This is a genomic window from Blautia ammoniilytica, assembly GCF_025566965.1.
GTDB classification, from domain to species: domain Bacteria; phylum Bacillota; class Clostridia; order Lachnospirales; family Lachnospiraceae; genus Blautia_A; species Blautia_A ammoniilytica.
The window spans coordinates 93,466-115,338 of record NZ_JAOQJL010000003.1; the positions used below are offsets into that span (position 1 = coordinate 93,466).

The following is a 21,873-nucleotide window of genomic DNA, read 5'->3' on the forward strand; positions in this document are numbered from 1 at the left end:
CATTTCCACTTCATACTTTTCTGCAAGTTCTTTGGCTGCCTTGGCAGAATACACGCCCTCTACCACCATCTTCACTTCGTCCATGGCCTGTTTCATAGTGTATCCCTTGCCCATCAGATAACCGGCTTTACGGTTACGGCTGTGCACACTTGCACAGGTAACGATCAGATCGCCGATCCCGGAAAGGCCAGCAAAGGTTTCTGCCTTTGCACCCATCTTTACGCCCAGACGCCCGATCTCAGCGATACCTCTTGTAATGAGAGCAGCCTTTGTATTATCACCATAACCAAGGCCATCTGCAGTACCTGCTGCAAGAGCGATCACATTTTTCAAAGCGCCGCCAAGCTCTACACCCAGGATATCCGGTGTAGTATATACACGGAACACAGGGCTCATAAAGATCTCCTGAAGATACTCTGCTGTCGCCCTTTTATGTGAACTGACCACACAGGTGGTGGGAAGACCACGGCTTACCTCTTCTGCATGGCTTGGTCCTGACAGCACACATACATTAGCACAAGGAATCTCCTGTTCAATAATTTCGCTTAAAGTCATAAGCGTCTTCTCTTCCACCCCTTTGGCAACATTCACAATGATCTGTCCCTGGCGCACATAAGGAGCCAGCCGTTTGGATGTGCTTCTTGTAAAAGGGGAAGGAACTGCAAGTATCACCACATCCGGCTGATCCATTGCCAGTTTCTCATCCTTTGTTATCAGTATTCCCTCCGGGATCTTCACACCGGGAAGCTTTGCAGGATTTTCTCTTTTTTCACAAAGAAGAGCAACCTCATCCCCCAATGCAGACCAAAGGATCACCTGATGTCCGTTATTGTTCAGAAGGATTGCAAGAGCAGTTCCCCAGCTGCCTGCACCCATTACACTGATTTTTGCCATAGCATTCACCTCATTTATTTTCTAACCGGTTTTTAATCAAAATAAACCTTATTTATTCTTGCTTGCCGAATATTCTAATATAAACCTTATTTATTCTTGCTGGCTTTTCCAAGATAAACCTTACTTTCTTTACCAGAAAGAAGTCTGGATATGTTGGATCTGTGGCGGTATACAGCCAGCACGGTCATCAGTCCCATTACCACATCCATCTCCACAGTATGGGATAAATCCATGCCATAACATCCTATTGCTCCAAATACCACAAAACAGATCCATGCAGTTACATAGGCGCTGATAGAACCTACTGATACATAATGAATCGTAAAGAACAAGATAAGAAAAACACCAGCTGCGATCAAGAATACCTTCCAGTCAAGGGCAAGGAGCATCCCTGCAGAAGCAGCCACTCCCTTCCCTCCTTTAAAATGAAGATAAAAAGGGAAATTGTGGCCAAGTACACAGCCTGCTGCTGTGTACATTCCCAAAAGAGGAAGTATATCCTGATAATTGTTCTTAAACAGATGATCTATCAGAAGGATAGCCAGCACGCACTTAAACATATCTCCCAGCAAAGTGATGGCTCCAGCCTTTTTGCCCAGTGTACGCAGGGCATTGGTGGTGCCTGCATTGCCGCTGCCGCACTGGCGAATGTCAATATGATGAGATTTTCCTACCAGATAGCCGGTCTGAAACATACCGAATATATAACCGATCCCCAGACAAATTAATCGTTCCATAATCTTTATTCCTTTTCTCCCCGTTCCCGTACAATGAATTTCAGCGGAGTCCCGCCAAAATCAAATGCGTCCCGGATTTTATTTTCAATGTACCTGGTGTATGAAAAATGCATCAGTTCTTTGTCGTTTACAAAAATCACAAATGTAGGCGGTTTTACTGCCACCTGTGTCATATAGAAGATCTTCAGCCTGCGTCCTCTGTCTGAAGGCGGCTGCTGCATAGCCACTGCCTCGGACAGGATCTCATTGAGTACACCTGTCTGGATACGCATATTCTGGTTCTCGATCACTGCATCCAGTGTTTCAAACAGTCTGGAAATACGAAGTCCTGTTTTTGCAGAAATAAAGACGATTTCTGCATAAGGCATAAAGGAAAGCACCTCACGGATCTTGTTGGTATGCTTATAAATAGTCTTGTCATCCTTTACAATAGCATCCCATTTATTTACCGCAATGATCACGCCTTTGCCATTTTCATGGGCAACACCTGCGATCTTAGCATCCTGCTCTGTCACCCCTTCAGAAGCATCGATCATCACAACTACCACATCTGCCCGCTCTACAGCTGTCACTGTACGGATCACGCTGTAGCGCTCGATCTCCTCTTTGATATTCTTCTTTCGTCGAAGGCCTGCTGTATCAATAAATACATAATCTCTGCCTTCCCAGGTGACTTTTGTATCCACTGCATCCCTGGTGGTACCTGCAATATCCGATACGATCACACGGTCTTCTCCAAGAAGCTTGTTCACCAGAGAAGATTTGCCTACATTGGGCTTTCCTACAATGGCAATCTTGGGGATATCATCATCCTCACCATCTGTGCTGTCTTCAGGAAAATGCTTCACCACCTCATCCAGCATATCTCCCAGCCCCTGGCGGTTAGCTGCTGATATGGCAAATGGTTCTCCAATACCCAGATTATAAAATTCGTAAACATCCATCATGTACTTCTGGAAGCTGTCTACTTTATTTACCACAAGGATTACCGGCTTGTGACTCCGGCGCAGCATATCTGCCACCTTAGCATCTGCATCCACCAATCCCTGGCGTACATCTGTAATAAAAATGATCACATCTGCTGTATCAATGGCGATCTGGGCCTGCTCCCGCATCTGTGCAAGGATCAGGTCACTGCTGTCAGGCTCTATACCGCCTGTATCGATCATGGTAAATGTCCTATCAAGCCAGGTAACATCTGCGTAGATCCTGTCTCGTGTTACACCGGGGGTATCCTGTACAATGGAAATCCTGCCCCCGGCAAGTACATTAAAAAGTGTGGATTTGCCTACATTAGGCCTTCCCACTATAGCAACTACCGGTTTGCTCATACATCTGTCTCCTTCTAAGTTTTTTATGGTCAGGGGGTTGGATCATTGCAGATACAAGATCTGCCCCGCCTTCATCAACAATTACGATCTCTACCTTTAAGCTTTGGGATAACTGCTCCACAGTCATATCATCCAGAAAAACGTCTGTCTCACTTCTAAGCATACTGCATGGAAGCAATAGCTTTTCTCCAAGTTCCACATCCTTAAGCTGCTTAAGCAGATCTTGTCCTGTGATCAGGCCGGATACCGTGATCTTCTCCCCAAAAAATTCATTGGTGATCTTTCGTACCTGGATCTGTACTCCCGGATATTGCTGCCGTACAAGGTCCGCAAATCCGGCAATAAAAGGCGCTGCAAGAGCACCGGTTGCAACTGTACCCGTAACCTTCCGGTCGTCACCAGGAAGCTGTTCCAATGCCTGACGTACTTCTGTATCCAGAAGCCGTATCATACCTACACCGTTCTCTAGCTGAAGATACCCATCATAGGAATCCTCATTTGGGAGTTCTCTTTCTGCCAGGATGTACCATTCGTCAGAAGCATGGACAAAATGAATGTCATACTGTTCTTTCATCTTCTCCTGCCACTTTTCAATGATCTTAAGGGTTTCCAGTGCTTCCTTTTTGCCGAACAGTTCCAATGGGTAAAGTCCTTCCCTGTATTTGGTAAGTCCTACCGGTACAACAGAAACACTTTGCAGTACCGGGGCGTATTCTGCCAGCCTGGATAAGCTATATTCCAGTTCTGCGCCGTCATTCAGGCCTTTGCAAAGTACAATCTGGCCGTTCATGGTGATCCCTGCCTCATACAGCCGCTTTACTTTCTTTAGTGCGTCTCCTGCAAAACGGTTATGGAGCATCTTACAGCGAAGCTCTGGGTTCATGGTCTGAAAGGATATGTTGATAGGCTCCAGATGGTACTGGATGATCCTGTCAATGTCATGGTCGCTCATATTGGTAAGGGTCACATAGTTTCCCTGGAGAAAAGACAGTCTGGAGTCATCATCTTTAAAATACAGTGTTTCCCTCATACCTGGGGGCATCTGATCAATAAAACAGAAGACGCAGTGATTGGAACAGGATCTGTAATCATCCATCAGACCATTTTCAAATTCCACTCCCAGATCTTCTTCGTATTCTTTCTCTACTTCTAATTCCCAGATCTCTCCGTCTGCTTTTTCTACCTGAAGGACTACGTATTCTTCATTCATCAGATATCGATAATCGAATACGTCTTCTACCTGCTGTCCATTAACCGATAACAGGATGTCTCCTGGAGCCAGCTCCAGTTCCTGGGCAATGCTGCCTGGGAGTACACGGGAGATCACATGTCTTTTCTTTTTTTTCATTATTAACTCCGTTTATATCAGATCCGGAACCAGCTGCCATCACTGATACTAATTTGTTGCCCACCACTTGCAGGTGGGTGGCATGTTACATCTGATATATCATACCAATTTTGAGGGCAAAAAACAACCTGAAATTTTCCAGGGTGGGTGAGGCATTCGGACGGCAGTAAAAAGGGGACGAAAACGCCGCACAACTGTATACGTCTAGCTGTGCGGCATTTCGTTGGTTTTGATGTTTTAACATCAAAATCTTATTTTACAATAAATGTAAAGTATACGTTGTCTTCTGTTGAGCCAGAATCCATGGAGAAACAGATTCTGTAAGTTCCTGGTGCAACAGCTGATGTGAATGTAACAGCATCCTATCTTGTAGATGTAGTTGCCTGATGGATAAGTGAGCCTTTCCATACCACGAAGCCAGCACTGTCTGTATCAACAGGTACAAAGTTACACAGTGTATCCTGCTTTTCAATAGTGATCGAAACTGCTTTGTCTGTCTCACTTTGATTGCAAGATGTTTCAAGGTGGAACTGAAGCTTCGTCTGGGTGCCTTGTGGGATCACGTAGGAGTCAACTTTAGGATTCAGTACTACATCCAGCAGTGGCCGGTCTGTGAGAACGGTGTTGGTGTATGTAAAGCTTGCTGTGTTGCTGACTTTGTTTCCTGCGATGTTTCCTCTTGGGTCTTTGCCGTATACCAGGCACCAGTTCATGGTGAAGGTTCCGCCAGGCAGGTCTGTAAAGGTCACTGTCTGATTTTTTCTCATAGCTCTTTTTTCTCCCTTCTTTCTCGCGTTCCCTGTTGTCAGGAATGCTCCTCGCCGTTCCACAGAACAGGCGGTTCGCCATTCCGATAATGCCGGAACGGTCAAGACCATTCCTCACCTTCCGGAACAGGATTTAATTTATATCTAATTCCGATGTGGCATCCCGGAATCAAATATCCTTTGGATTGTTTTTCTCTTTTTCGGCGCGCAATGCTTCCAGTTCAGCAAGCAGGGCGTCTGTATCTTTCTTCTTGGACTTTTCATATGCCCGGCGGCGAATCACATCATAAGCCACCAGAAGGATGATCGGGCAGATCACACAAATGATCAGACCCTGGGTAGTCTGCATGAACATGGCCACATTGCCAAGTCCTTTCAAGCGGGTCTTATATACACCGATCAGATTTTTCGCCGGAACTGTAGGCAGATCCTCTGTATTATTGGCATCACCCTTGGTGATCCATGCCAGATTGCCTTCATCATCTGTAACAACTTCCTGAACACGATGGGTAACTGTGGCAGTGCCATTTCCTGCCGGATCATAAAAACAGATCACATCACCGACCTTAATTTCCTCCGGCTCAGCTGTATTGCAAACGATCAGATCGCCGGATTCAAACTCCGGATACATACTGTCAGTAAGTATTATCATAGGAAAAATCCCGCTGATACTGGGAACCTGATCTTTATTCGTATAACTTTTGATGATCAGTGTACAGTTGATCACCAATATAGGAATCAAGATCACGCATAATATAATGCCAATGCCTGTAAGTATCTTATGTCCAAGAGAACTTTTCTCTTTTTCCTGTGTCTGCTTCATTTCATTCCTCCCTGTTATGTGGCTCTGTAGCAAGCAGATCCATTTCTAAAAAAGTATAAACTGACCCACTTTTATTTGTATTTTACAATATAATGTGCCATTTTTTTATAATTATAACGCATATATTTATAAAATCATTGAATATAATCAATTATCTTTAATTTTTCGTCACAGCAAATGCAAAAAACATCATTTATTTACAGATTTGATTATTCTATTCGCATTTATTATATGTCTTTCGTTTTGTTCTTTTTTTAAAACAGTGCCCCGTTTTTTCTGCTTTCAGGTACAAAAATCAACAAATGCCTTGACCTTACCTGGCTCTGATGTTATAAATAAGAGATGAGCGTTCTTTTTGCATCTTAATACTTTAGGAGGAATATTATGCCCAATATTGAATTGCTTGAAAAATCTATACCTGTTGCCCCGATTCGGATCGCAGCACTGGCAGGATGCCGGGATCTGGCAGAGGAAGTAGACAAAAAGCTGGTAAAATTCCGTAAAGAACTGGTGGAAAATAAGAAATTAAGTATTATACCACAGGGTTACAGCGAAGAAACTTTTCTTGTAGACTGTGAATGTCCACGCTTCGGTACTGGCGAAGGCAAAGGAATCATCAAAGAATCTGTCCGCGGTACAGACCTTTTTGTTATGGTAGATGTTACTAATTTCAGCCTTACCTACAGCGTATGCGGCCATGAGAATCACATGTCCCCGGATAATCATTTCCAGGATCTTAAAAGGATCATTTCCGCTGCCACAGGAAAAGCACATCGTATCAGTGTGATCATGCCCTTCCTTTATGAAGGACGTCAGCATCGCCGTTCCAAGAGAGAGTCTTTAGACTGTGCACTTGCACTTCGGGAGCTTGGCGAGATGGGTGTTTCCAATATTATTACCTTTGACGCACACGATCCCCGTGTACAGAATTCCATTCCTTTAAGTGGTTTTGATAATTTCTTCCCTACGTATCAGTTCTTGAAAGCACTTGTAAAAAGTGTTCCTGATTTCAAGGTTGATAATGATCATCTGATGATCATCAGCCCGGACGAGGGAGCTATGTCAAGAGCCGTATATTTCTCCAATATTCTGGGCGTTGACATGGGTATGTTCTATAAGCGCAGGGACTATTCTGTGATCGTAAACGGCAAGAATCCTATCGTAGCCCATGAATTTCTTGGTGATTCTGTAGAAGGCAAGGATGTTGTTATCATCGATGATATGATTTCCTCTGGCGAGAGTATGCTGGATGTGGCAAAGCAGATCAAGGAGCGTCATGCAAAACGTGTATTTGTATGCACCACTTATGGTCTTTTCACAGATGGACTTGCCAAATTTGATGAATACTACGAAAAGGGATGGATCGATAAAGTGATCACCACCAACCTGAATTACCGTATTCCAGAGCTTCTCACAAAGCCATACTATGTAGAAGCAAATATGAGCAAATACCTTGCAAGCATTATCGATATCATCAACCATGATGTATCCGTTGAGAAGGTACGTTCCAGCAATGAGAAGATCATGTCCCTGATGAAAAGAGTCAATGCATGATTCCATATAATGATTAAAACTAAAGGCACAGTCTGCGGTAACCAAATCCGTTGACTGTGCCTTTTTACATGTATCCTCTGCCACCAAAACCTAACAAATCAGATGCTGGTTTAAAGAATCTGCTTGTACGCAGGTTTTTTTTACTGCATCGCCTTATAAGCTCCAGATATTTTCTCTGTCTTTTTCTCTTTCTCGTATTTCTTCAATTCTGCCAATGCTTCCCCGCCAAGCGGATAAAGCAAAATAATATTGAAGATCGTCATCAAACCGATCCCCACATCTCCCAGATCCCACACAAAGGTATACGCTGCCAGACCGCCAACAAAAAGCATTACCAGTGCCAGTACCTTATAAGCAGTTTGCCAGCACCATTTGTCTCCGAAAATGTAGGCAACATTACTTCTTGCATAAAACAAAATCCCGAGAAAAGTGGAAAAGCTAAACAGGAACAGGGTTACTGCAATAAATATTACTCCAAACCTGCCAAGATGGTACTCCATGGCTTTCTGCATCAGATCCATCCCGGTAAGGCCGGCAGTCAGGTCTTCAGGAGCAAGAAGCATGATGAATGCAGTACAGCTGCAGATCACAACTGTATCGATAAATACTCCCAGTGCCTGCACAAGACCTGCTTTTACAGGACTGCTGCACTCTACTGCGGCTGCTGCGCAAGGAGCAGAGCCGGATCCGGCTTCATTGGAAAAAAGCCCTCTTTTTACTCCATTCATAAGCACTGCCCCAAAGCCTCCGGCTGCCACCTGTCGGATCCCGAACGCCTCCTGAAAAATCCTTGAAAACACACCCGGAAGGTTTCCCAGATTCATCAGGATGATCACAACAGTAATGGCAAAATAACACACTGCCATAAAAGGAACCATCATATCCAAAACTTTTACTGTAGCATTTTTGCGAAGCACGATCACTGCCGCAAGGGCTACCAGAAGAATGGTTGTTACGATCGGCGGTACAGAAAAAGCATTTTTAAAAGAAGATACCACAGAATTACTGATCACCTGGCTGATCCCGCACCAGCAGATCAGGCCTGAGATAGCAAACAGTGTGGCAATTACCACATGCTTTCTCTTTTTCCCCTGTTTCCGTTCAATATAGCTGTGGATATAATAAGCCGGGCCGCCCCGGTATCCCCCATAAAGAGGATCTTTTTCTTTGTACAGTTGGGCCAGCGTTGCCTCTACAAAGGCAGTGGAAGAACCAATGATCGCTGTCACCCACATCCAGAATACAGCGCCGGCGCCTCCTGCTGAAATAGCCGCCACAACGCCTACCAGATTCCCCATTCCTACTCGGGTAGCAGTGGAAATCAACAATGACTGAAAGGATGACAAACTGCTTTTATGAGTCTTTTTCTCTGTTAGGGCTTTCACCATATCCGGAAACAGCCGAACAGGCAGAAGCCGTGTACGTACAGAAAAATAGATGCCTGCAGGTATCAGAAATAAGATGAGAAGGGAAATCCCAAGACTTTCTCCGCCCGGAAGCGGTATATATACCAGATCCCCCCATAAAAACTGGTATACCTTTTCGATCAATGTAATCAACATACGTAAATTCCCCTTTATTTGTTATTATATATTCCGAGAAAAGCTGCCAGATTCCCTCTTTTTCCGCCGGAAGCCCTGTGTGAAAAAAGGAAATCCGGATTGCAGCAGGTGCAAAGATCAGGCATATGGATATTTTCCGGCAAAACTCCTGCTTCCATAAATATAATCCGGTTTGCCTCCCATAGATTCAACTGATATTTGCCGTTTTCCTTCTTATAGAACAGACTTTGCCAGTGACGACTGTGAAAGGCCATTTTAAATTCTTCGATTACATCTTCACTGACCTCATAGCAGTCCTGACAAATGGATGGTCCTATGGCAACGACCAGATCTTTCGGGTTTGTCCCATAAACTTCCCTCATTTTCCTAATCGTGGCCTGGCCCATCCTGCCTTTTGTCCCTCTCCACCCGGAATGGGATAATCCGATTGCCTTATGTACAGGATCGATCAGATACAGGGGCACACAATCTGCATAAAATGTAGTAAGTACGATCCCAGGCTGATCCGTCACCAGACCGTCCACATCCTGATAATCCCTGGGATATAACACACCCTTCCCCCTGTCCTTGTCAGTTACCACCCGCACATTGGTGGTATGGGTCTGATGCGACACCACAAGATCCTCCATACTGCATCCTATAGCCTTTGTGATCCTGTTATAATTCTCTAGTACATTCGCCTTTTCATCGCCTCTGGCAAAACTCAGATTCATGGAAGAGAAACATCCCTGGCTCACTCCCCCAAGCCGGGTACTAAAGCCATGGCAGATCCATGGCATCTTATCGATCACCGGCCAGGTAAGGTACGTAACCCCGTTATTTTCATTGATCTTCATTTTAGGCTGTTGTTCATTATGCCAACGGATCTTCATAAGGCAATTCCTCCACCATAGTCGTATATCTTATAGCTGAAACGCATCCCGGACCCACTGCACCTTTCCGTCCAGGATCCCGATCACGTCAAACCTGCAGGGCGTATTTACGGTACATTTATGGGTCAACAGGTAATACTCTGCCACTTTCCCCAAAGTCTGCTGCTTCTTAAGGTTTACAGCAGCCAGCGGATTTCCATAGCTGCCGTTTTTTCTGTATTTCACTTCTACAAACACCAGATATTTCCCATCCATGGCAATCAGATCTACTTCTCCTATCCGGCACCTGTAATTTCTTTCTCTTATGTGTAAGCCATGTTCTGTAAGAAAATCAGCTGCAAGATTTTCATAACAGCTGCCTATTTTCCTTTGATTTACACATCTTTTCAAAACACTCTCTCCTGATGTCAGTAAAAATCCAGCCAACGTAAGCCGGCCTGGCACAGTAAACATTAAGTAACCACCATATTGACTTGCCTTAATTTTCACTGTACTAGATAAAATTTTTAATAAAGGTAGCTCTGTGTATTGGGGATGGCCCATACTTTTCAAGAGCCTGAATATGTGCCTGGGAACCATATCCTTTATTGGAAGCAAAGCCATACTCCGGCATCACAGGATCATATTCCTCCATCATCCGATCCCTGGTAACTTTTGCCACAATACTTGCAGCAGCAATGGATACACTTTTGGCATCTCCCTTGATAATAGATACCTGAGGAATCTCCACACCCGGGATCCTTACTGCATCATTCAGAAGGATCTGTGGCTTCACAGATAATTTGCTGATAGCCTGACGCATCGCTTCATAAGTAGCCTGTAAGATGTTGATCTCATCAATACGTGCAGGACCTACAATGCCAAGCCCCACTGCCACTGCCTGGTCAAGGATCTGCTGATACAAAGCTTCTCTTTTCTTTGCAGAAAGCTGCTTGGAATCATTCAGATACAGGATCTGACAATCTTTGGGAAGGATCACGGCACAGGCTACTACCGGACCGGCAAGCGGTCCCCGTCCCACTTCATCAATCCCACACACATATCCCAAATGTTCGTATTTATGCTCATATACCTTCAGGGACTCTGTACGCACAAGCTCTGCCTGGTAAGCAGCCTCTTTTTTATGGTATTGCTCCAGAAGCTTCTGCACACCACTGCGGCTGTCGCTGCCATATTTCTCATAAAGTGCCGGCCATTCCTGCCGGCTGGCATTTTCAAATTCTCCTTTGATCTCCCCGATAGAACTCATGCTTTTTCCTCTTTCACCGGCGGCCACTCTACTGTGATCCTGCCCAGCTTGCCGGAACGGAAATCATCAAAAAGGATGCCAGATGCTTTTCCATAATCCAGCTCTTCTCCTTTTTTCAAGCAGCCTCGCACTTTTGCAATAGCTTCCAGGATCTCCACATCCCTTCCCTCTTCCTGTACATCATATCTTTTATGAATAACTCCCGGATAATACTCTCTTAAAAAACCGATCAGTTCCAGGGAAAGCTCTTCCATATTCAGAATATCATCTTTAATAGATCCTACAAATGCCAGTTTTTTTCCTGTATCCGGATCCTCAAATTTGGGCCAGAGGATCCCCGGCGTATCCAGTAGCTCTACACCTTTATTCAGACGGATCCACTGCTTCCCCTTTGTTACACCTGGCTTATTGCCGGTCTTTGCACAAGCTTTGCCTGCAAAGGTATTAATAAAGGTGGATTTGCCCACATTTGGGATGCCTGCTACCATGGCACGAATCGGGCGGTTCTTGATCCCGCGCCGTCTGTCCCTTTCGATCTTTTCCTTGCAGGCTTCCTGGATCACAGCCTGAATAGCCTTGATCCCTGCCCCATTTCTGGAATCCACCTTTACCACGTGAAAGCCTTTTTCCTGAAAATATTCCTTCCATCTTTCATTCTGCCTGTCGTCTGCCAGATCCGCTTTATTCAAAAGGATCAGTCTGGCTTTGTTCATTCCCAGCTGGTCAATATCCGGATTTCTGCTAGAAAGAGGCACTCTTGCATCCACCAGTTCAATGATCAGGTCGATCAGACGGATATCCTCCTGCATCTGCCTTTTTGCCTTGGTCATATGACCAGGATACCAGTTAATATTGATTCTGTTTTCACGATTATCCATTCTTGTCACTTCCATTCATTTTAGTCTTCAATATCACTTAAATAAGTCCTCAAAATCATTCAAATACGCTTGCAAAATCACTTAAATAAGCTTGCAAAATCATTCAAAAAAGCCTATGGATTTCACAGGGAAAAGTTTAAACCACAACTTGCCGGTAATATATTTCTTATTTACCTTCCCGATACTGCCATACCGGCTGTCCTCACTGTTATTCCTGTTATCACCAAGCACAAAATATTCTCCTGATTCCAGTGTTACCGGACTGGATGCCATCCCCGGATTACTGATCACAGGAAAATCCCTGCCCTCTTTGTAAGTCTCTCCATTGATCAGGATCTGTCCATCCACGATCTGCACAGTCTCTCCTGGAAGCCCGATCACCCTGCGGATATGCAATGCTGCATCATCACTGGCGTTTGTACGGAAAACGATCACATCTCCTCTTTTAGGGGAAGATACACGATAAATCACCCGGTTCATAAAATATCTGTCTCCTACAGAGATGGTGGGCTCCATGGAACTTTCCTGCATAGTCACAGACTGAAACATGGCGATCCCTACCAGTGCTGCAAAAGCCAGCGTTACAATAATTTCAAAAACCAGGCGCAATACACCCCGGACCTTCTTATCTTCCAGTTTTTCTTTCGCTTCTGCTATAGATTTATTCTCTCTCCAGGTAGCCCGCCAGTTCTCCCATTGCTCCCTGGATCGTTTCTTTCTTCTATTTTTTAACATATTATTCAAATGCTCCTGTTTTTCGATTAGCTGTTACAGTATAACACACTGTAAACTGTAGAAGCAAGGAATCCGCCAAAATATAAAAATAACTGCCTCCGGAAATCAATCCGACGGCAGTCATTCTCATAATCAGGTATGGACTATTTAATGCGCTCTTTAACCTTAGCAGCCTTACCTACACGGTCTCTTAAGTAGTTAAGTTTTGCACGACGTACTTTACCGTGACGAATAACTTCTACACTCTTTACGTGTGGGGAATGAAGCGGCCATGTCTTCTCAACGCCAACACCATTGGAACTCTTTCTTACTGTGAAAGTTGCTCTTGTGCTTCCGCCCTGTTTCTTTAATACTGTTCCCTCGAAAACCTGGATTCTCTCACGGTTTCCCTCTTTGATCAGTGCGTGTACTCTTACAGTATCACCTACATTGAACTGAGGAACATCTGCTTTTAACTGTTCTGCTTCGATGTTTTTAATAATGTCGTTCATGTTCTTTCTCCTATTCTTCTATTGGATGTTCTTAATACACATGAGGTAACAGAGGACCATCTTTTTTCACAACATGATTGATTATACTATAGAACTCCTGCCATTGCAAGAGTTTTTTCTATGGTTTCACTATTATAATAAGCCGCCGGACAAGGGTTCCGACGGCTGTTATGGATTTGGATAGATTCAATATCATTATTTATTTATGCGTTCTGCTCTCCCGGTACTGTCACCATCTTACGAACCTGAACCAGTGCTTTTGAAACAGCCGGAATAGAGATCAGGATCAGTGTTATAACTCCCTCAGCAAGAATGTAGCTATAGTTGTAAACGATAGGATATATAGCAGATAATGACTTAGGATAATTCTCAGGCATGTAGCTCATCCAGTACAGATATCCGCCCAGAACATGAAATACACCTCTGGCAAGAATCGCTGCCACATATGCTTTCTGCAAACCGTATTTGTTTGATTTTGAGAAAAAGCCTGCAATACCCATAGCGCCAAATGCCAGGATATAATCACAGCATACCTGGAAAAAGCTAAGTACATATGGCTCCTGCAGGAACTGGAAGATACCATAAACAAGACCTGTCAGAATACCGATCTTAGGTCCGTACCAATATCCAATGAGTACGATAAAAAGCATGCTGCATAAGGTTACAGAGCCACCAAATGGCAGAGAAAATACCTTAAGGTAAGATGTGGCATAAGCAAGGGCAAGTGCCACTGCACAGGTTACAAGCTGCTGTGTAGTCAGCTTTCCTGAAGAGCTTTTCTTATGGAAAAGCACAGCTGCGATCACCACCAGGATCACCATGGCAGCAATACTTGTTACATAGCCGGCAGTAGTCAGCCCACCATCAGCAGTTACTAGAAAATCCATCATTTGTTTTCCTCCTTACGTTGGCATTATCCAAATCAAGTTAAAAGGTCGAAGCCTCCGGTCACCGGAAGAGTGTCCTCCCTGGTGATTGCTTCCTCTCAGCCTGCGCCTGCAAGCTCCCTTGGTTCGTCCTACAGTATAGCACACCCCTTCACTTCACACAACACAATTTTCATCCTCTATAAAAGACCGTAAACGATAAATTTCCTCTCATATCATATATTTTCCTCTCATATCAGATTTTACTTTACCTCTGAATTGTGATATTCTATTTGCTGAAAAAACAATATATACAGTAACTGTAAGAATACTGAACAGTTACACCATATATCATCGGATAAGGAGCGAGTAAAATGTCTTTAAAAATAGGAAGAAATGATCCCTGCTGGTGCGGAAGCGGAAAAAAATACAAAAAGTGCCACGAAGCATTTGACGAAAAGCTGGAACAAATGAAACAAAAAGGCTATCCGGTACTTGACCACAACCTGATCAAAACCCCGGAGCAGATTGAAAAGATCAAAGAAAGTTGTAAGATCAATATTGCCGTGCTGGATTATGTGGCTGAGCACATCCGTCCAGGCATTACTACCCAGGAGATCGATGACTGGGTACATGAAGAGACCATCCGCCATGGCGGGATCCCTGCCCCACTGAATTATGAAGGCTATCCAAAGAGTGTATGCACCTCCATTGACCAGGTGGTTTGCCACGGGATCCCATCCACAGATGTGATTCTGAAAGAAGGAGATATTATCAATGTAGATGTTTCCACCATTTATAATGGATATTTTTCTGATTCCTCACGTATGTTCTGTATCGGAAATGTAAGCCCGGAAAAAGAAAAGCTGGTAAAGGTTGTAAAAGAATGTGTAGAGATCGGCATTTCACAGGTAAAGCCCTGGACACCGATTGGAAATATGGGGCACGCCGTTCACCAGCATGCGCTTGAAAATGGATACTCAGTTGTAAAAGAAATCGGCGGCCATGGCATAGGGCTGGAATTCCATGAGGATCCATGGGTAAGCTACACTTCAGAAGAAGGAAGCGGTGTGCTGATGGTTCCAGGTATGATGTTTACCATTGAGCCAATGGTAAATATGGGATCTGATGAAGTTTACACCGATGAGATGGATGACTGGACAGTGCGTACCTGTGACGGGCAGCCTTCTGCCCAGTGGGAAGTCACCGTGCTGGTAACAGAAAGCGGATGCGAGGTGATCTGCTGGTAATGAACCATAAGATTCAATGTTTGATCACATCTGTTGATGAATTTAAAGATCCAAAGTTATTTCAAAAAGGACTGGCACTGCTTCCGGATTTCGGTTCCTGGAAGGAACGGAAAGAATCCATTTCCAGGCTGCGCCGCCAGGAAAGCCGTCTGGAAAGCCTTGTGGCAGGGCTTATGCTCCGTACTCTTCTTCTGGAAAACAGTCTTCCACTGGAGGCTCTTTCTGTTTCCGAAAAGGGTAAGCCGTTCCTGAAAAATCATGATTTTCATTTTAATCTTTCCCACAGCAATGGGTATGTAGTCTGTGCTTTTGGCTCTGTCCCCTGTGGGATCGATATCCAGAAAGAAAAAGAAGACCGTTCCAATATCGCCCGTATTTTCTTTACTGAATCTGAATATGCCCTTGTACAGAAATATGGTGTTTCCATGTTTACACGGATCTGGGCACTAAAGGAAAGCTATGTAAAATATAAAGGGGAGGGTTTATCCCTCCCCCTGAAATCCTTTCAGGTTTATCCCGGTTCTTATGACATCCTTTCTGATGGTTCTGAATGGGGCCGGCTTTCCACTTGTATTTCTACTATATATTCTACGGACAGAACCTGCCAAGCCCGGGAATTTGCATTTAATGATTACCGGATCGCTGTATGCTCTGCACTTGCCACAGAGCCTAATATTTGCCGTCTTTCTACGGAATCACTCTTGTGCATTATCTGATGAAGCCTGATCTGTAGTCATAATGCTGCTCAGCTCATCAATCATCTCGTCGTCCTTCAGACGGAACTTAACTTCTACACGACGGGAAGCATCCTTGTCTACATTGCCATCCGCATCCAGGATAGGATTCGCCATGGAATGACCATTGACTGTAAGATAATCCTGCAGATCAATTGTCTGATCAGATGTAAGAAATTCTCCCTGGATTTCCAGCAGATACTGGGCAACTGCCAGGGATCTGCGCTGAGAAAGCTCCAGGTTATAAGCATAATCTCCATCTGTATCAGTATAACCATCAATAATGATCTCTGCCAGATAAGACTTGTAGCTGTCTTCCAGAAGCACCTTGCAGTAAATCGGCAGAACACTGCGAAGGGCTGTTTTTCCCTCTTCAGTAAGCTCTGCATCATCATAAGCAAAAAGAACGCTGGCATCCAGTGTCAATGCTCCTGTCTGGGAATCAATATTTACATTCAGGTTATTCTTGGCAAATTCCTGCTGCAGGGACTCAACAACCTCTGCCTTTACACCGATGATATTATCGATCTTGGCCTGCTGGGTGCTGATCAGCTGGGTTTTCTCATCCAGGTCCACCTGCTGCTGTGCCAGGGCTGCTTCCTGTTCCTTAAGCTTCTGTGCCTGCTCTGCCAGCTGCTGTGCCAGGGCAGACAGCTTCTCATCCTGTGTTTTCAGCTTTGCATCCTGATCGTCCAGGGTATTCTGCTGTGCAGTGATCTCAGCAATATAATTGGCCTGCATCTCATTCTTCTCTTGCTGCTCTTTAATACTCTCGTCATAACTCTTCTGCGCCTGGAAAAGGGTTACGCACATAATCAGTACGAAGAGAAGCAATACACCACACATCATATCGGAATAGGAGCGCCAGATATTAAAGCTTCCATCCTCTGATTTTCTTTTCTTGTGCATGATTCTCTCCTTTATTTAAATAAACCAAATTTTCCTTTCTGTGCTCCTTTGGAAAGCTCTTTGATATTCCTGGAAATCTCCTCCAGAACTGCCTGCTGGTCTGCAGCCTGCTGCTCCATCAGCTTCTCCATTCTGTCCATGGACTCCTGGCTGCTGCCGCCGCTCATCAGGTAAACACTTCTGTCACCTACTGCCGAAAGCTCAGAAAGCAGTCTGCGTACCTGTTCCATAGTCTTATAGGACTGCTGCTGATATCTGGTAAACTCCTGAAGCTCTTGGCCCAGCTGCTCAACAAGCCTGCTGTTTGATGTCAGAAGATCTGTACCTGCCTGGTTGGATGCAGAAGCCTTCTCCATGCCGGCTGCTGCTGTCTCAACATATTTTTGCATTGCCTGGTTACATGCTACCCAGAACTTGGCTGCAGACTTCTCTGCATCCTTCATATAATCTACCACATGCTGATAATCCTGCTGCTGGATCTTCTGGATCTCCCTGTTCTCCTGGGTGATCCTTGTAGCTGTATCCAAATAGCGGCTGGAAATACCTCCAAGCTCTGTAACCATATCCCGCATAGCCTTTTCCTGCTTCTCATAGGACTGGCCCAGCTGCTGGCTCATGGTCTGATAAAGTGCAGTGGTATAGGCTGTATTCTCCTTCTGTGCCTGCTTCAGACTGGCAAGAGCCTCATTAAATCCAGAAAATTCCGTATCAAAGGAACCTCGCATCTGCTTCAGGAACTCCTGAAGGATATCCCTTACAGCATCCTGCTGACATCTTGTCACAGATGCCACCAGCATATCCAGAGAATCGTTCATCTTCTGGAAGGTAGGAGTGATCACTTTTTCAAAGCTGTCTGCCATCTGCACAGAGAACTGCTCTGCCATCTGGGCCATAGCCTTTGTCTGCATCTTCTGGCTGGAAAGGAGAAGATTCCTGGCTTCATTCTCAGCAGTGGGCATCACGTATGCATGGAACTTCTCAAGGAAATTCTGAAGATTCTGAGACATAAAGGAATATTCCCGCTTCATACCCCAGGAATAAGTAATGGAAAATGCAATACCATAAATAGATGTAAGGAATGCTACCTTAATACCATCTACCAGTGAAGATACGGAAGTTGTCATAGCCTCATAATTGGTAGGCTGGAAATTCTTAAGTCCCCATACAAGGCCAATGAAAGTACCTAAAATACCAAGGCTGGTAAAAATATCCGGCACCATCTCCAGAAGTCTTTTATGTATATGGATATCCAGCTCATCATCATTGATATACTCTTCAATATCCCCAATGCCTTCCTTGCTCTGGCTGATGCTTTCGGAGAAATTCCCCATCTTCTTATCAAGGTAACGATCATCAAACAGCTCGTCCAGATATGCCAGATTCTTGGTGTCTGTCTTACCAGGGGTCTTAAAAATATTTGTCAGCTCATCTGCTGCCCTGTGAAAGGCTTCTCCCAGATTATCCATACGAAACATGCCGCCAAACAATGTGATCATATAGATCACGGACATTGTACCAAGAAAAATAAAATTATAGATCAGTACGCTGGGTGTTCCCTTTGCAACGTAGACGGTCATCCCGGCTGCAGCTGCTAACACCAGCACAAACAGAAGTGTATTTGTTGTCTTTTTTGCCATGTTGTACCTCCTTTTGGCTGCTTTTTATGGTAAAGATGCTAAAAACCACATTTTTTATCATAATATCACAAATTCCAAAACAGGACAAGGTATAACAGCGAAAAAGGAATTTCTGCCTTTTCAGGCAAAAATCCCCTTTTCTTAATTCTCAGATTTTAATTCTCAGGTCTTAATTCTTTATGCTTCATGAATCATTTCTGCCATCAGGCATAAACCTTGTCTTCTTCCAAAAAACGTGCTTTTTTGTCCTTTACTTCCACCAGATTGATACTGCAGTTCGGCGGCACACAGCCATGCCAGAAATGCTCCGGATCCTTGTATAGATTCTGTAAAAGAGCCCTTACTGCACATCCATGAGAAGAAACAAGGATGGTTTTATCGGAAAGCTGCGGATCACTTGTTTTTTCCAGCCAGAAATCCCTGGTTCTTGCAAGTACATCCTCCAGGCTTTCTCCTCCTTTTGGCTTCTGGAAATGAACAGGATCGTTAAAAAACACTTCCATCTCCTTGCTGATTGCGTGGCCGTCTTTATCCAGCCACACAACGCCCTCCAAAACACCAAAGTCAATCTCCTGAATCCTTTTATCCAGGATCATTGGAATCTTTCGTTCTCCAAGCACAGCCTCAGCCGTCTGTCTTGCACGAAGGAGGGGACTTGAAAAACAAAGATCAAATTTCACATCCTTCAGTGCTTCCCCGGTCCGCCTGGCCAGGGAAATCCCGGCTTCATCCAGGGAAATATCTGCGCTTCCCTGGATCTTATGAAGATGATTCCATGTTGTTTCCCCATGGCGGATAATATACATCAGCATCAGCTTCTCAGCTGGATTCCAAGATCCTCAAGTCCGTTCAGGATCTTCTTCATTGCTGCAGAGATCTCACTTTCCTCAAGAGTCTTGTCATTGGCCCTAAATACAAGAGAGTATGCCATGGACTTATACCCTGCTTGAATCTGGCTGCCCTCGTAAATATCAAACAGCTGATAGCTTTCCAGGATCTTTCCACCTCTCTGGATCAGTACATTCTCGATCTGGCCTGCCAGAACCTGATGAGGCACTACAAGACTTAAATCACGGGATACTGCCGGATATTTGGCAATGCCTGTATATTTGTGGTTAAATCCTGCAAATTCCAGAACACTTAAGATATCGATCACTGCAATATATGCTCTCTCTCCAATGCCATAGGCATCTGCTGTCAGTGGATGCACCTCACCCAGATATCCTACTTTCTTGCCTTCATAAAGCATATCTGCCTGACGTCCTGGATGAAGGTAAGGCTTTTTGTCTGCAGGATCGTACTCTACTCTTTTCTTCATGCCTGCTTTTTCAAAAAATTCCTCGCATACACCCTTCATATCGAAGAAGTCACCTTTGCCATACATTCCAAGCGTAAACAGTGTACGCTCATCTGGAAGCTCCGTAAGAGGAAGTGATTTGGGAAGATAAACATTTCCCAGCTCATACAGTCTTACATCTTTATTTCGCCGGTTATAGTTGGTAGCCAGTGAAGACAGCATACCGTTTAAGGTGCTGGTACGCATAATGCTGTAATCCTCGCCCAGCGGATTACTGATGGTAATGGCGCTGCGAAGCATATGATCTTCTGGCAGGCGCAATTTATCAAATACCTTAGGACTTTCAAAGGAATATGTCATTCCCTCTGAGAATCCACAGTACTCTGCAATATCCCTTGCAAGGTTCTCAATGCGAAGCTTGAATGGAAGTCTTCCTGTAGTAGCTTCTCCGGTAGGGAGTGTAGTAGGGATCTTGTCATATCCAAAAAATCTTGCAACCTCCTCAGCCACATCTGCCATGCAGTGGATATCCTGACGGAAAGTAGGTGCTACAATCTCACCGGAAGCTTCATCATAGGTCAGTTCCACTTTTGCCAGATAGCCAAGCATTTCCTCTTTCGTAAGGCTGGTGCCCAGAAGTGCATTAATACGGTCAGGCTCAAATTTAACTCTGGAAGGAAGACGTACTTCATTACATACATCTACCATGCCGCCTACAACCTCTCCTGCTCCCAGTTCTTCCATCAGCTGACATGCACGGTCGATAGCTGCCTGAGCATTGTTTGGATCCAGGCCTTTCTCGAATTTACCGGAAGCATCTGTGCGAAGTCCGATCTTCTTAGAGGACAGACGGATATTTGTTCCGTTAAAGCATGCTGCCTCAAAAAGAACAGTGTGAACATTGTCTGTGATCATGGAATTTTCGCCGCCCATGATACCTGCAATGCCAACAGGCTTTTTGCCGCCACAGATCATCAGAACAGAATCATCCATGGTACGCTCTTGTCCATCCAAAGTAACAAACTTTTCGTCTTTTGCAGCTCTGCGTACAACGATCTCCCTGCCTTCAATGTGCTCAAGATCGTAAGCATGCATTGGCTGTCCATATTCTTCCATTACATAATTTGTAATATCTACCAGATTATTGATAGGACGGATTCCATTGGAAGCAAGACATCTCTGCATCCACTTTGGTGAAGGTCCGATCTTAACATTTTTTACCACTCTTGCACAGTATCTGGTACAAAGATCCGGATCCTGTACCGTTACTTTTACATAATCAGAAGCTTTTTCATCATTCCCTGTAGCCTTCACTTCCGGAGGGCAGAATTTCTTATCAAAGGTAGCTGCTGCTTCTCTTGCAATCCCCAGTACTCCATAACAGTCTACACGGTTAGATGTGATCTCATATTCAAAAACCACATCATCAAGGCCAAGAGCTTTGATGGCACTTTCCCCTACTTTTGCATCTTCAGGGAAAATATAGATACCATATTCCGGTGCTTCCGGATACATCTCACGGCTGCTGCCCAGTTCCTCGATAGAGCACATCATACCATAGGACTCTACCCCGCGAAGCTTGCCTTTTTTGATCTTAATACCACCAGGCGTCATCTTTCCATCATGACCTCCGGCCACTCTTCCTCCGTCCAATACAACCGGAACCTTGTCCCCTTCTTTTACATTAGGGGCACCGGTAACGATCTGTATGGTTTCATTACCAATATTCACCTGGCAGATGATCAGTTTATCTGCATCCGGGTGTCTGTCAATCTTTGTGATCTGTCCGATCACGATCTTATCCAAGTCAGCATCCAGCTCTTCAAAGCCTTCTACCTTTGTTCCTGAAAGAGTCATTGCATCTGTATATTCCTGTGCTGTCACATCCAGATCCGGCACATACATTTTTATCCAGGATAATGAAGTATTCATCTGTATA

General features: G+C 44.5%; 21 protein-coding genes. 3 read left to right on the forward strand and 18 right to left on the reverse strand.

Annotated features, from left to right (window positions below):
• From OCV61_RS02265 to OCV61_RS02290, 6 genes are all read right to left on the reverse strand, one after another.
• The coding region (locus OCV61_RS02265) for an NAD(P)H-dependent glycerol-3-phosphate dehydrogenase (RefSeq protein WP_158420535.1) at positions 1-894 on the reverse strand (894 nt) is incomplete at its 3' end.
• Between the two features lie 86 nt (positions 895-980).
• The gene (gene plsY / locus OCV61_RS02270; protein ID WP_262582612.1) at positions 981-1,631 is read right to left on the reverse strand and encodes a glycerol-3-phosphate 1-O-acyltransferase PlsY; all 651 of its coding nucleotides are present in this window, start codon (positions 1,629-1,631) and stop codon (positions 981-983) included.
• Between the two features lie 5 nt (positions 1,632-1,636).
• A complete protein-coding gene (gene der / locus OCV61_RS02275) occupies positions 1,637-2,962 on the reverse strand; it encodes a ribosome biogenesis GTPase Der (RefSeq protein ID WP_158420453.1) in 1,326 nt (441 codons plus the stop codon).
• Positions 2,925-4,310, reverse strand: coding sequence for a DUF512 domain-containing protein (locus OCV61_RS02280; RefSeq protein ID WP_158420454.1), 1,386 nt, complete (start codon positions 4,308-4,310; stop codon positions 2,925-2,927). The genes der and OCV61_RS02280 overlap by 38 nt, the downstream gene beginning before the upstream one ends.
• A 362-nt stretch (positions 4,311-4,672) precedes the next feature.
• Complete coding sequence (locus OCV61_RS02285; protein ID WP_158420455.1) at positions 4,673-5,077, reverse strand: hypothetical protein; 405 nt, start codon at positions 5,075-5,077, stop codon at positions 4,673-4,675.
• A gap of 169 nt (positions 5,078-5,246) precedes the next feature.
• Positions 5,247-5,900 (reverse strand): signal peptidase I, encoded by a 654-nt coding sequence (locus tag OCV61_RS02290; RefSeq protein ID WP_158420456.1) that lies wholly within the window; start codon positions 5,898-5,900, stop codon positions 5,247-5,249.
• Between the two features lie 384 nt (positions 5,901-6,284).
• On the opposite strand from OCV61_RS02290, the gene OCV61_RS02295 reads away from it, so the two are divergent.
• Positions 6,285-7,454: a ribose-phosphate pyrophosphokinase gene (locus OCV61_RS02295; protein WP_158420457.1), complete on the forward strand. Its 1,170-nt coding sequence runs from the start codon at positions 6,285-6,287 to the stop codon at positions 7,452-7,454.
• Between the two features lie 140 nt (positions 7,455-7,594).
• On the opposite strand, the gene OCV61_RS02300 is transcribed toward OCV61_RS02295, so the two are convergent.
• The 8 genes from OCV61_RS02300 to OCV61_RS02335 form a co-directional block, all read right to left on the reverse strand.
• Complete coding sequence (locus OCV61_RS02300) at positions 7,595-9,016, reverse strand: alanine/glycine:cation symporter family protein (RefSeq protein WP_158420458.1); 1,422 nt, start codon at positions 9,014-9,016, stop codon at positions 7,595-7,597.
• A gap of 14 nt (positions 9,017-9,030) precedes the next feature.
• Positions 9,031-9,888 (reverse strand): peptidoglycan editing factor PgeF, encoded by an 858-nt coding sequence (pgeF, locus tag OCV61_RS02305; RefSeq protein WP_158420459.1) that lies wholly within the window; start codon positions 9,886-9,888, stop codon positions 9,031-9,033.
• A gap of 30 nt (positions 9,889-9,918) precedes the next feature.
• Positions 9,919-10,278 (reverse strand): YraN family protein, encoded by a 360-nt coding sequence (locus OCV61_RS02310; protein ID WP_158420460.1) that lies wholly within the window; start codon positions 10,276-10,278, stop codon positions 9,919-9,921.
• Between the two features lie 103 nt (positions 10,279-10,381).
• Positions 10,382-11,137 (reverse strand): ribonuclease HII, encoded by a 756-nt coding sequence (locus OCV61_RS02315; RefSeq protein ID WP_158420461.1) that lies wholly within the window; start codon positions 11,135-11,137, stop codon positions 10,382-10,384.
• On the reverse strand, positions 11,134-11,994 hold the full coding sequence (gene ylqF / locus OCV61_RS02320) for a ribosome biogenesis GTPase YlqF (protein ID WP_158420536.1): 861 nt from the start codon (positions 11,992-11,994) through the stop codon (positions 11,134-11,136). Before ylqF ends, OCV61_RS02315 begins: the two co-directional genes overlap by 4 nt.
• A gap of 120 nt (positions 11,995-12,114) precedes the next feature.
• Positions 12,115-12,750, reverse strand: a complete 636-nt coding sequence (gene lepB / locus OCV61_RS02325) for a signal peptidase I (RefSeq protein WP_158420462.1) — start codon at positions 12,748-12,750, stop codon at positions 12,115-12,117.
• Between the two features lie 143 nt (positions 12,751-12,893).
• Positions 12,894-13,241, reverse strand: coding sequence for a 50S ribosomal protein L19 (gene rplS / locus OCV61_RS02330; protein WP_158420463.1), 348 nt, complete (start codon positions 13,239-13,241; stop codon positions 12,894-12,896).
• Between the two features lie 203 nt (positions 13,242-13,444).
• Positions 13,445-14,131, reverse strand: a complete 687-nt coding sequence (locus OCV61_RS02335; RefSeq protein WP_158420464.1) for an energy-coupled thiamine transporter ThiT — start codon at positions 14,129-14,131, stop codon at positions 13,445-13,447.
• A gap of 350 nt (positions 14,132-14,481) precedes the next feature.
• Here OCV61_RS02335 and OCV61_RS02340 point away from each other — a divergent pair, with 350 nt between their 5' ends.
• Together OCV61_RS02340 and OCV61_RS02345 are read left to right on the forward strand one after the other, a co-directional pair.
• On the forward strand, positions 14,482-15,357 hold the full coding sequence (locus OCV61_RS02340; RefSeq protein WP_158420465.1) for a methionyl aminopeptidase: 876 nt from the start codon (positions 14,482-14,484) through the stop codon (positions 15,355-15,357).
• Positions 15,357-16,073 carry a 4'-phosphopantetheinyl transferase family protein gene (locus OCV61_RS02345; protein WP_262582614.1) on the forward strand — a complete coding sequence of 239 codons (717 nt, stop codon included), beginning with the start codon at positions 15,357-15,359 and terminating at the stop codon, positions 16,071-16,073. Before OCV61_RS02340 ends, OCV61_RS02345 begins: the two co-directional genes overlap by 1 nt.
• On the opposite strand, the gene OCV61_RS02350 is transcribed toward OCV61_RS02345, so the two are convergent.
• The 4 genes from OCV61_RS02350 to pheT all read right to left on the reverse strand — a co-directional run bounded on the left by OCV61_RS02350 (position 16,053) and on the right by pheT (position 21,866).
• The gene (locus tag OCV61_RS02350) at positions 16,053-17,000 is read right to left on the reverse strand and encodes an OmpA family protein (RefSeq protein ID WP_158420467.1); all 948 of its coding nucleotides are present in this window, start codon (positions 16,998-17,000) and stop codon (positions 16,053-16,055) included. The genes OCV61_RS02345 and OCV61_RS02350 overlap by 21 nt on opposite strands.
• Before the next feature lie 11 nt (positions 17,001-17,011).
• Complete coding sequence (locus tag OCV61_RS02355) at positions 17,012-18,637, reverse strand: MotA/TolQ/ExbB proton channel family protein (RefSeq protein WP_158420468.1); 1,626 nt, start codon at positions 18,635-18,637, stop codon at positions 17,012-17,014.
• 203 nt (positions 18,638-18,840) lie between these two features.
• Entirely contained in the window at positions 18,841-19,449 is a 609-nt protein-coding gene (locus OCV61_RS02360) for a histidine phosphatase family protein (protein ID WP_173727365.1), read from the reverse strand.
• Positions 19,449-21,866, reverse strand: coding sequence for a phenylalanine--tRNA ligase subunit beta (gene pheT / locus OCV61_RS02365; protein ID WP_158420470.1), 2,418 nt, complete (start codon positions 21,864-21,866; stop codon positions 19,449-19,451). The genes OCV61_RS02360 and pheT overlap by 1 nt, the downstream gene beginning before the upstream one ends.
• Positions 21,867-21,873 lie beyond the last annotated feature (7 nt).

Excerpts from the sequence above, each read along its gene's own strand:
- OCV61_RS02340 (WP_158420465.1), top strand. The coding sequence starts at position 14,482 with ATGTCTTTAAAAATAGGAAGAAATGATCCCTGCTGGTGCGGAAGCGGA.
- der (WP_158420453.1), bottom strand. The coding sequence starts at position 2,962 with ATGAGCAAACCGGTAGTTGCTATAGTGGGAAGGCCTAATGTAGGCAAA.
- OCV61_RS02290 (WP_158420456.1), bottom strand. The coding sequence starts at position 5,900 with ATGAAGCAGACACAGGAAAAAGAGAAAAGTTCTCTTGGACATAAGATA.
- OCV61_RS02285 (WP_158420455.1), bottom strand. The coding sequence starts at position 5,077 with ATGAGAAAAAATCAGACAGTGACCTTTACAGACCTGCCTGGCGGAACC.
- OCV61_RS02360 (WP_173727365.1), bottom strand. The coding sequence starts at position 19,449 with ATGCTGATGTATATTATCCGCCATGGGGAAACAACATGGAATCATCTT.
- OCV61_RS02335 (WP_158420464.1), bottom strand. The coding sequence starts at position 14,131 with ATGATGGATTTTCTAGTAACTGCTGATGGTGGGCTGACTACTGCCGGC.
- lepB (WP_158420462.1), bottom strand. The coding sequence starts at position 12,750 with ATGTTAAAAAATAGAAGAAAGAAACGATCCAGGGAGCAATGGGAGAAC.
- OCV61_RS02345 (WP_262582614.1), top strand. The coding sequence starts at position 15,357 with ATGAACCATAAGATTCAATGTTTGATCACATCTGTTGATGAATTTAAA.
- OCV61_RS02280 (WP_158420454.1), bottom strand. The coding sequence starts at position 4,310 with ATGAAAAAAAAGAAAAGACATGTGATCTCCCGTGTACTCCCAGGCAGC.
- OCV61_RS02295 (WP_158420457.1), top strand. The coding sequence starts at position 6,285 with ATGCCCAATATTGAATTGCTTGAAAAATCTATACCTGTTGCCCCGATT.
- pgeF (WP_158420459.1), bottom strand. The coding sequence starts at position 9,888 with ATGAAGATCCGTTGGCATAATGAACAACAGCCTAAAATGAAGATCAAT.
- OCV61_RS02350 (WP_158420467.1), bottom strand. The coding sequence starts at position 17,000 with ATGCACAAGAAAAGAAAATCAGAGGATGGAAGCTTTAATATCTGGCGC.
- pheT (WP_158420470.1), bottom strand. The coding sequence starts at position 21,866 with ATGAATACTTCATTATCCTGGATAAAAATGTATGTGCCGGATCTGGAT.
- OCV61_RS02315 (WP_158420461.1), bottom strand. The coding sequence starts at position 11,137 with ATGAGTTCTATCGGGGAGATCAAAGGAGAATTTGAAAATGCCAGCCGG.
- plsY (WP_262582612.1), bottom strand. The coding sequence starts at position 1,631 with ATGGAACGATTAATTTGTCTGGGGATCGGTTATATATTCGGTATGTTT.
- OCV61_RS02355 (WP_158420468.1), bottom strand. The coding sequence starts at position 18,637 with ATGGCAAAAAAGACAACAAATACACTTCTGTTTGTGCTGGTGTTAGCA.
- OCV61_RS02300 (WP_158420458.1), bottom strand. The coding sequence starts at position 9,016 with ATGTTGATTACATTGATCGAAAAGGTATACCAGTTTTTATGGGGGGAT.
- rplS (WP_158420463.1), bottom strand. The coding sequence starts at position 13,241 with ATGAACGACATTATTAAAAACATCGAAGCAGAACAGTTAAAAGCAGAT.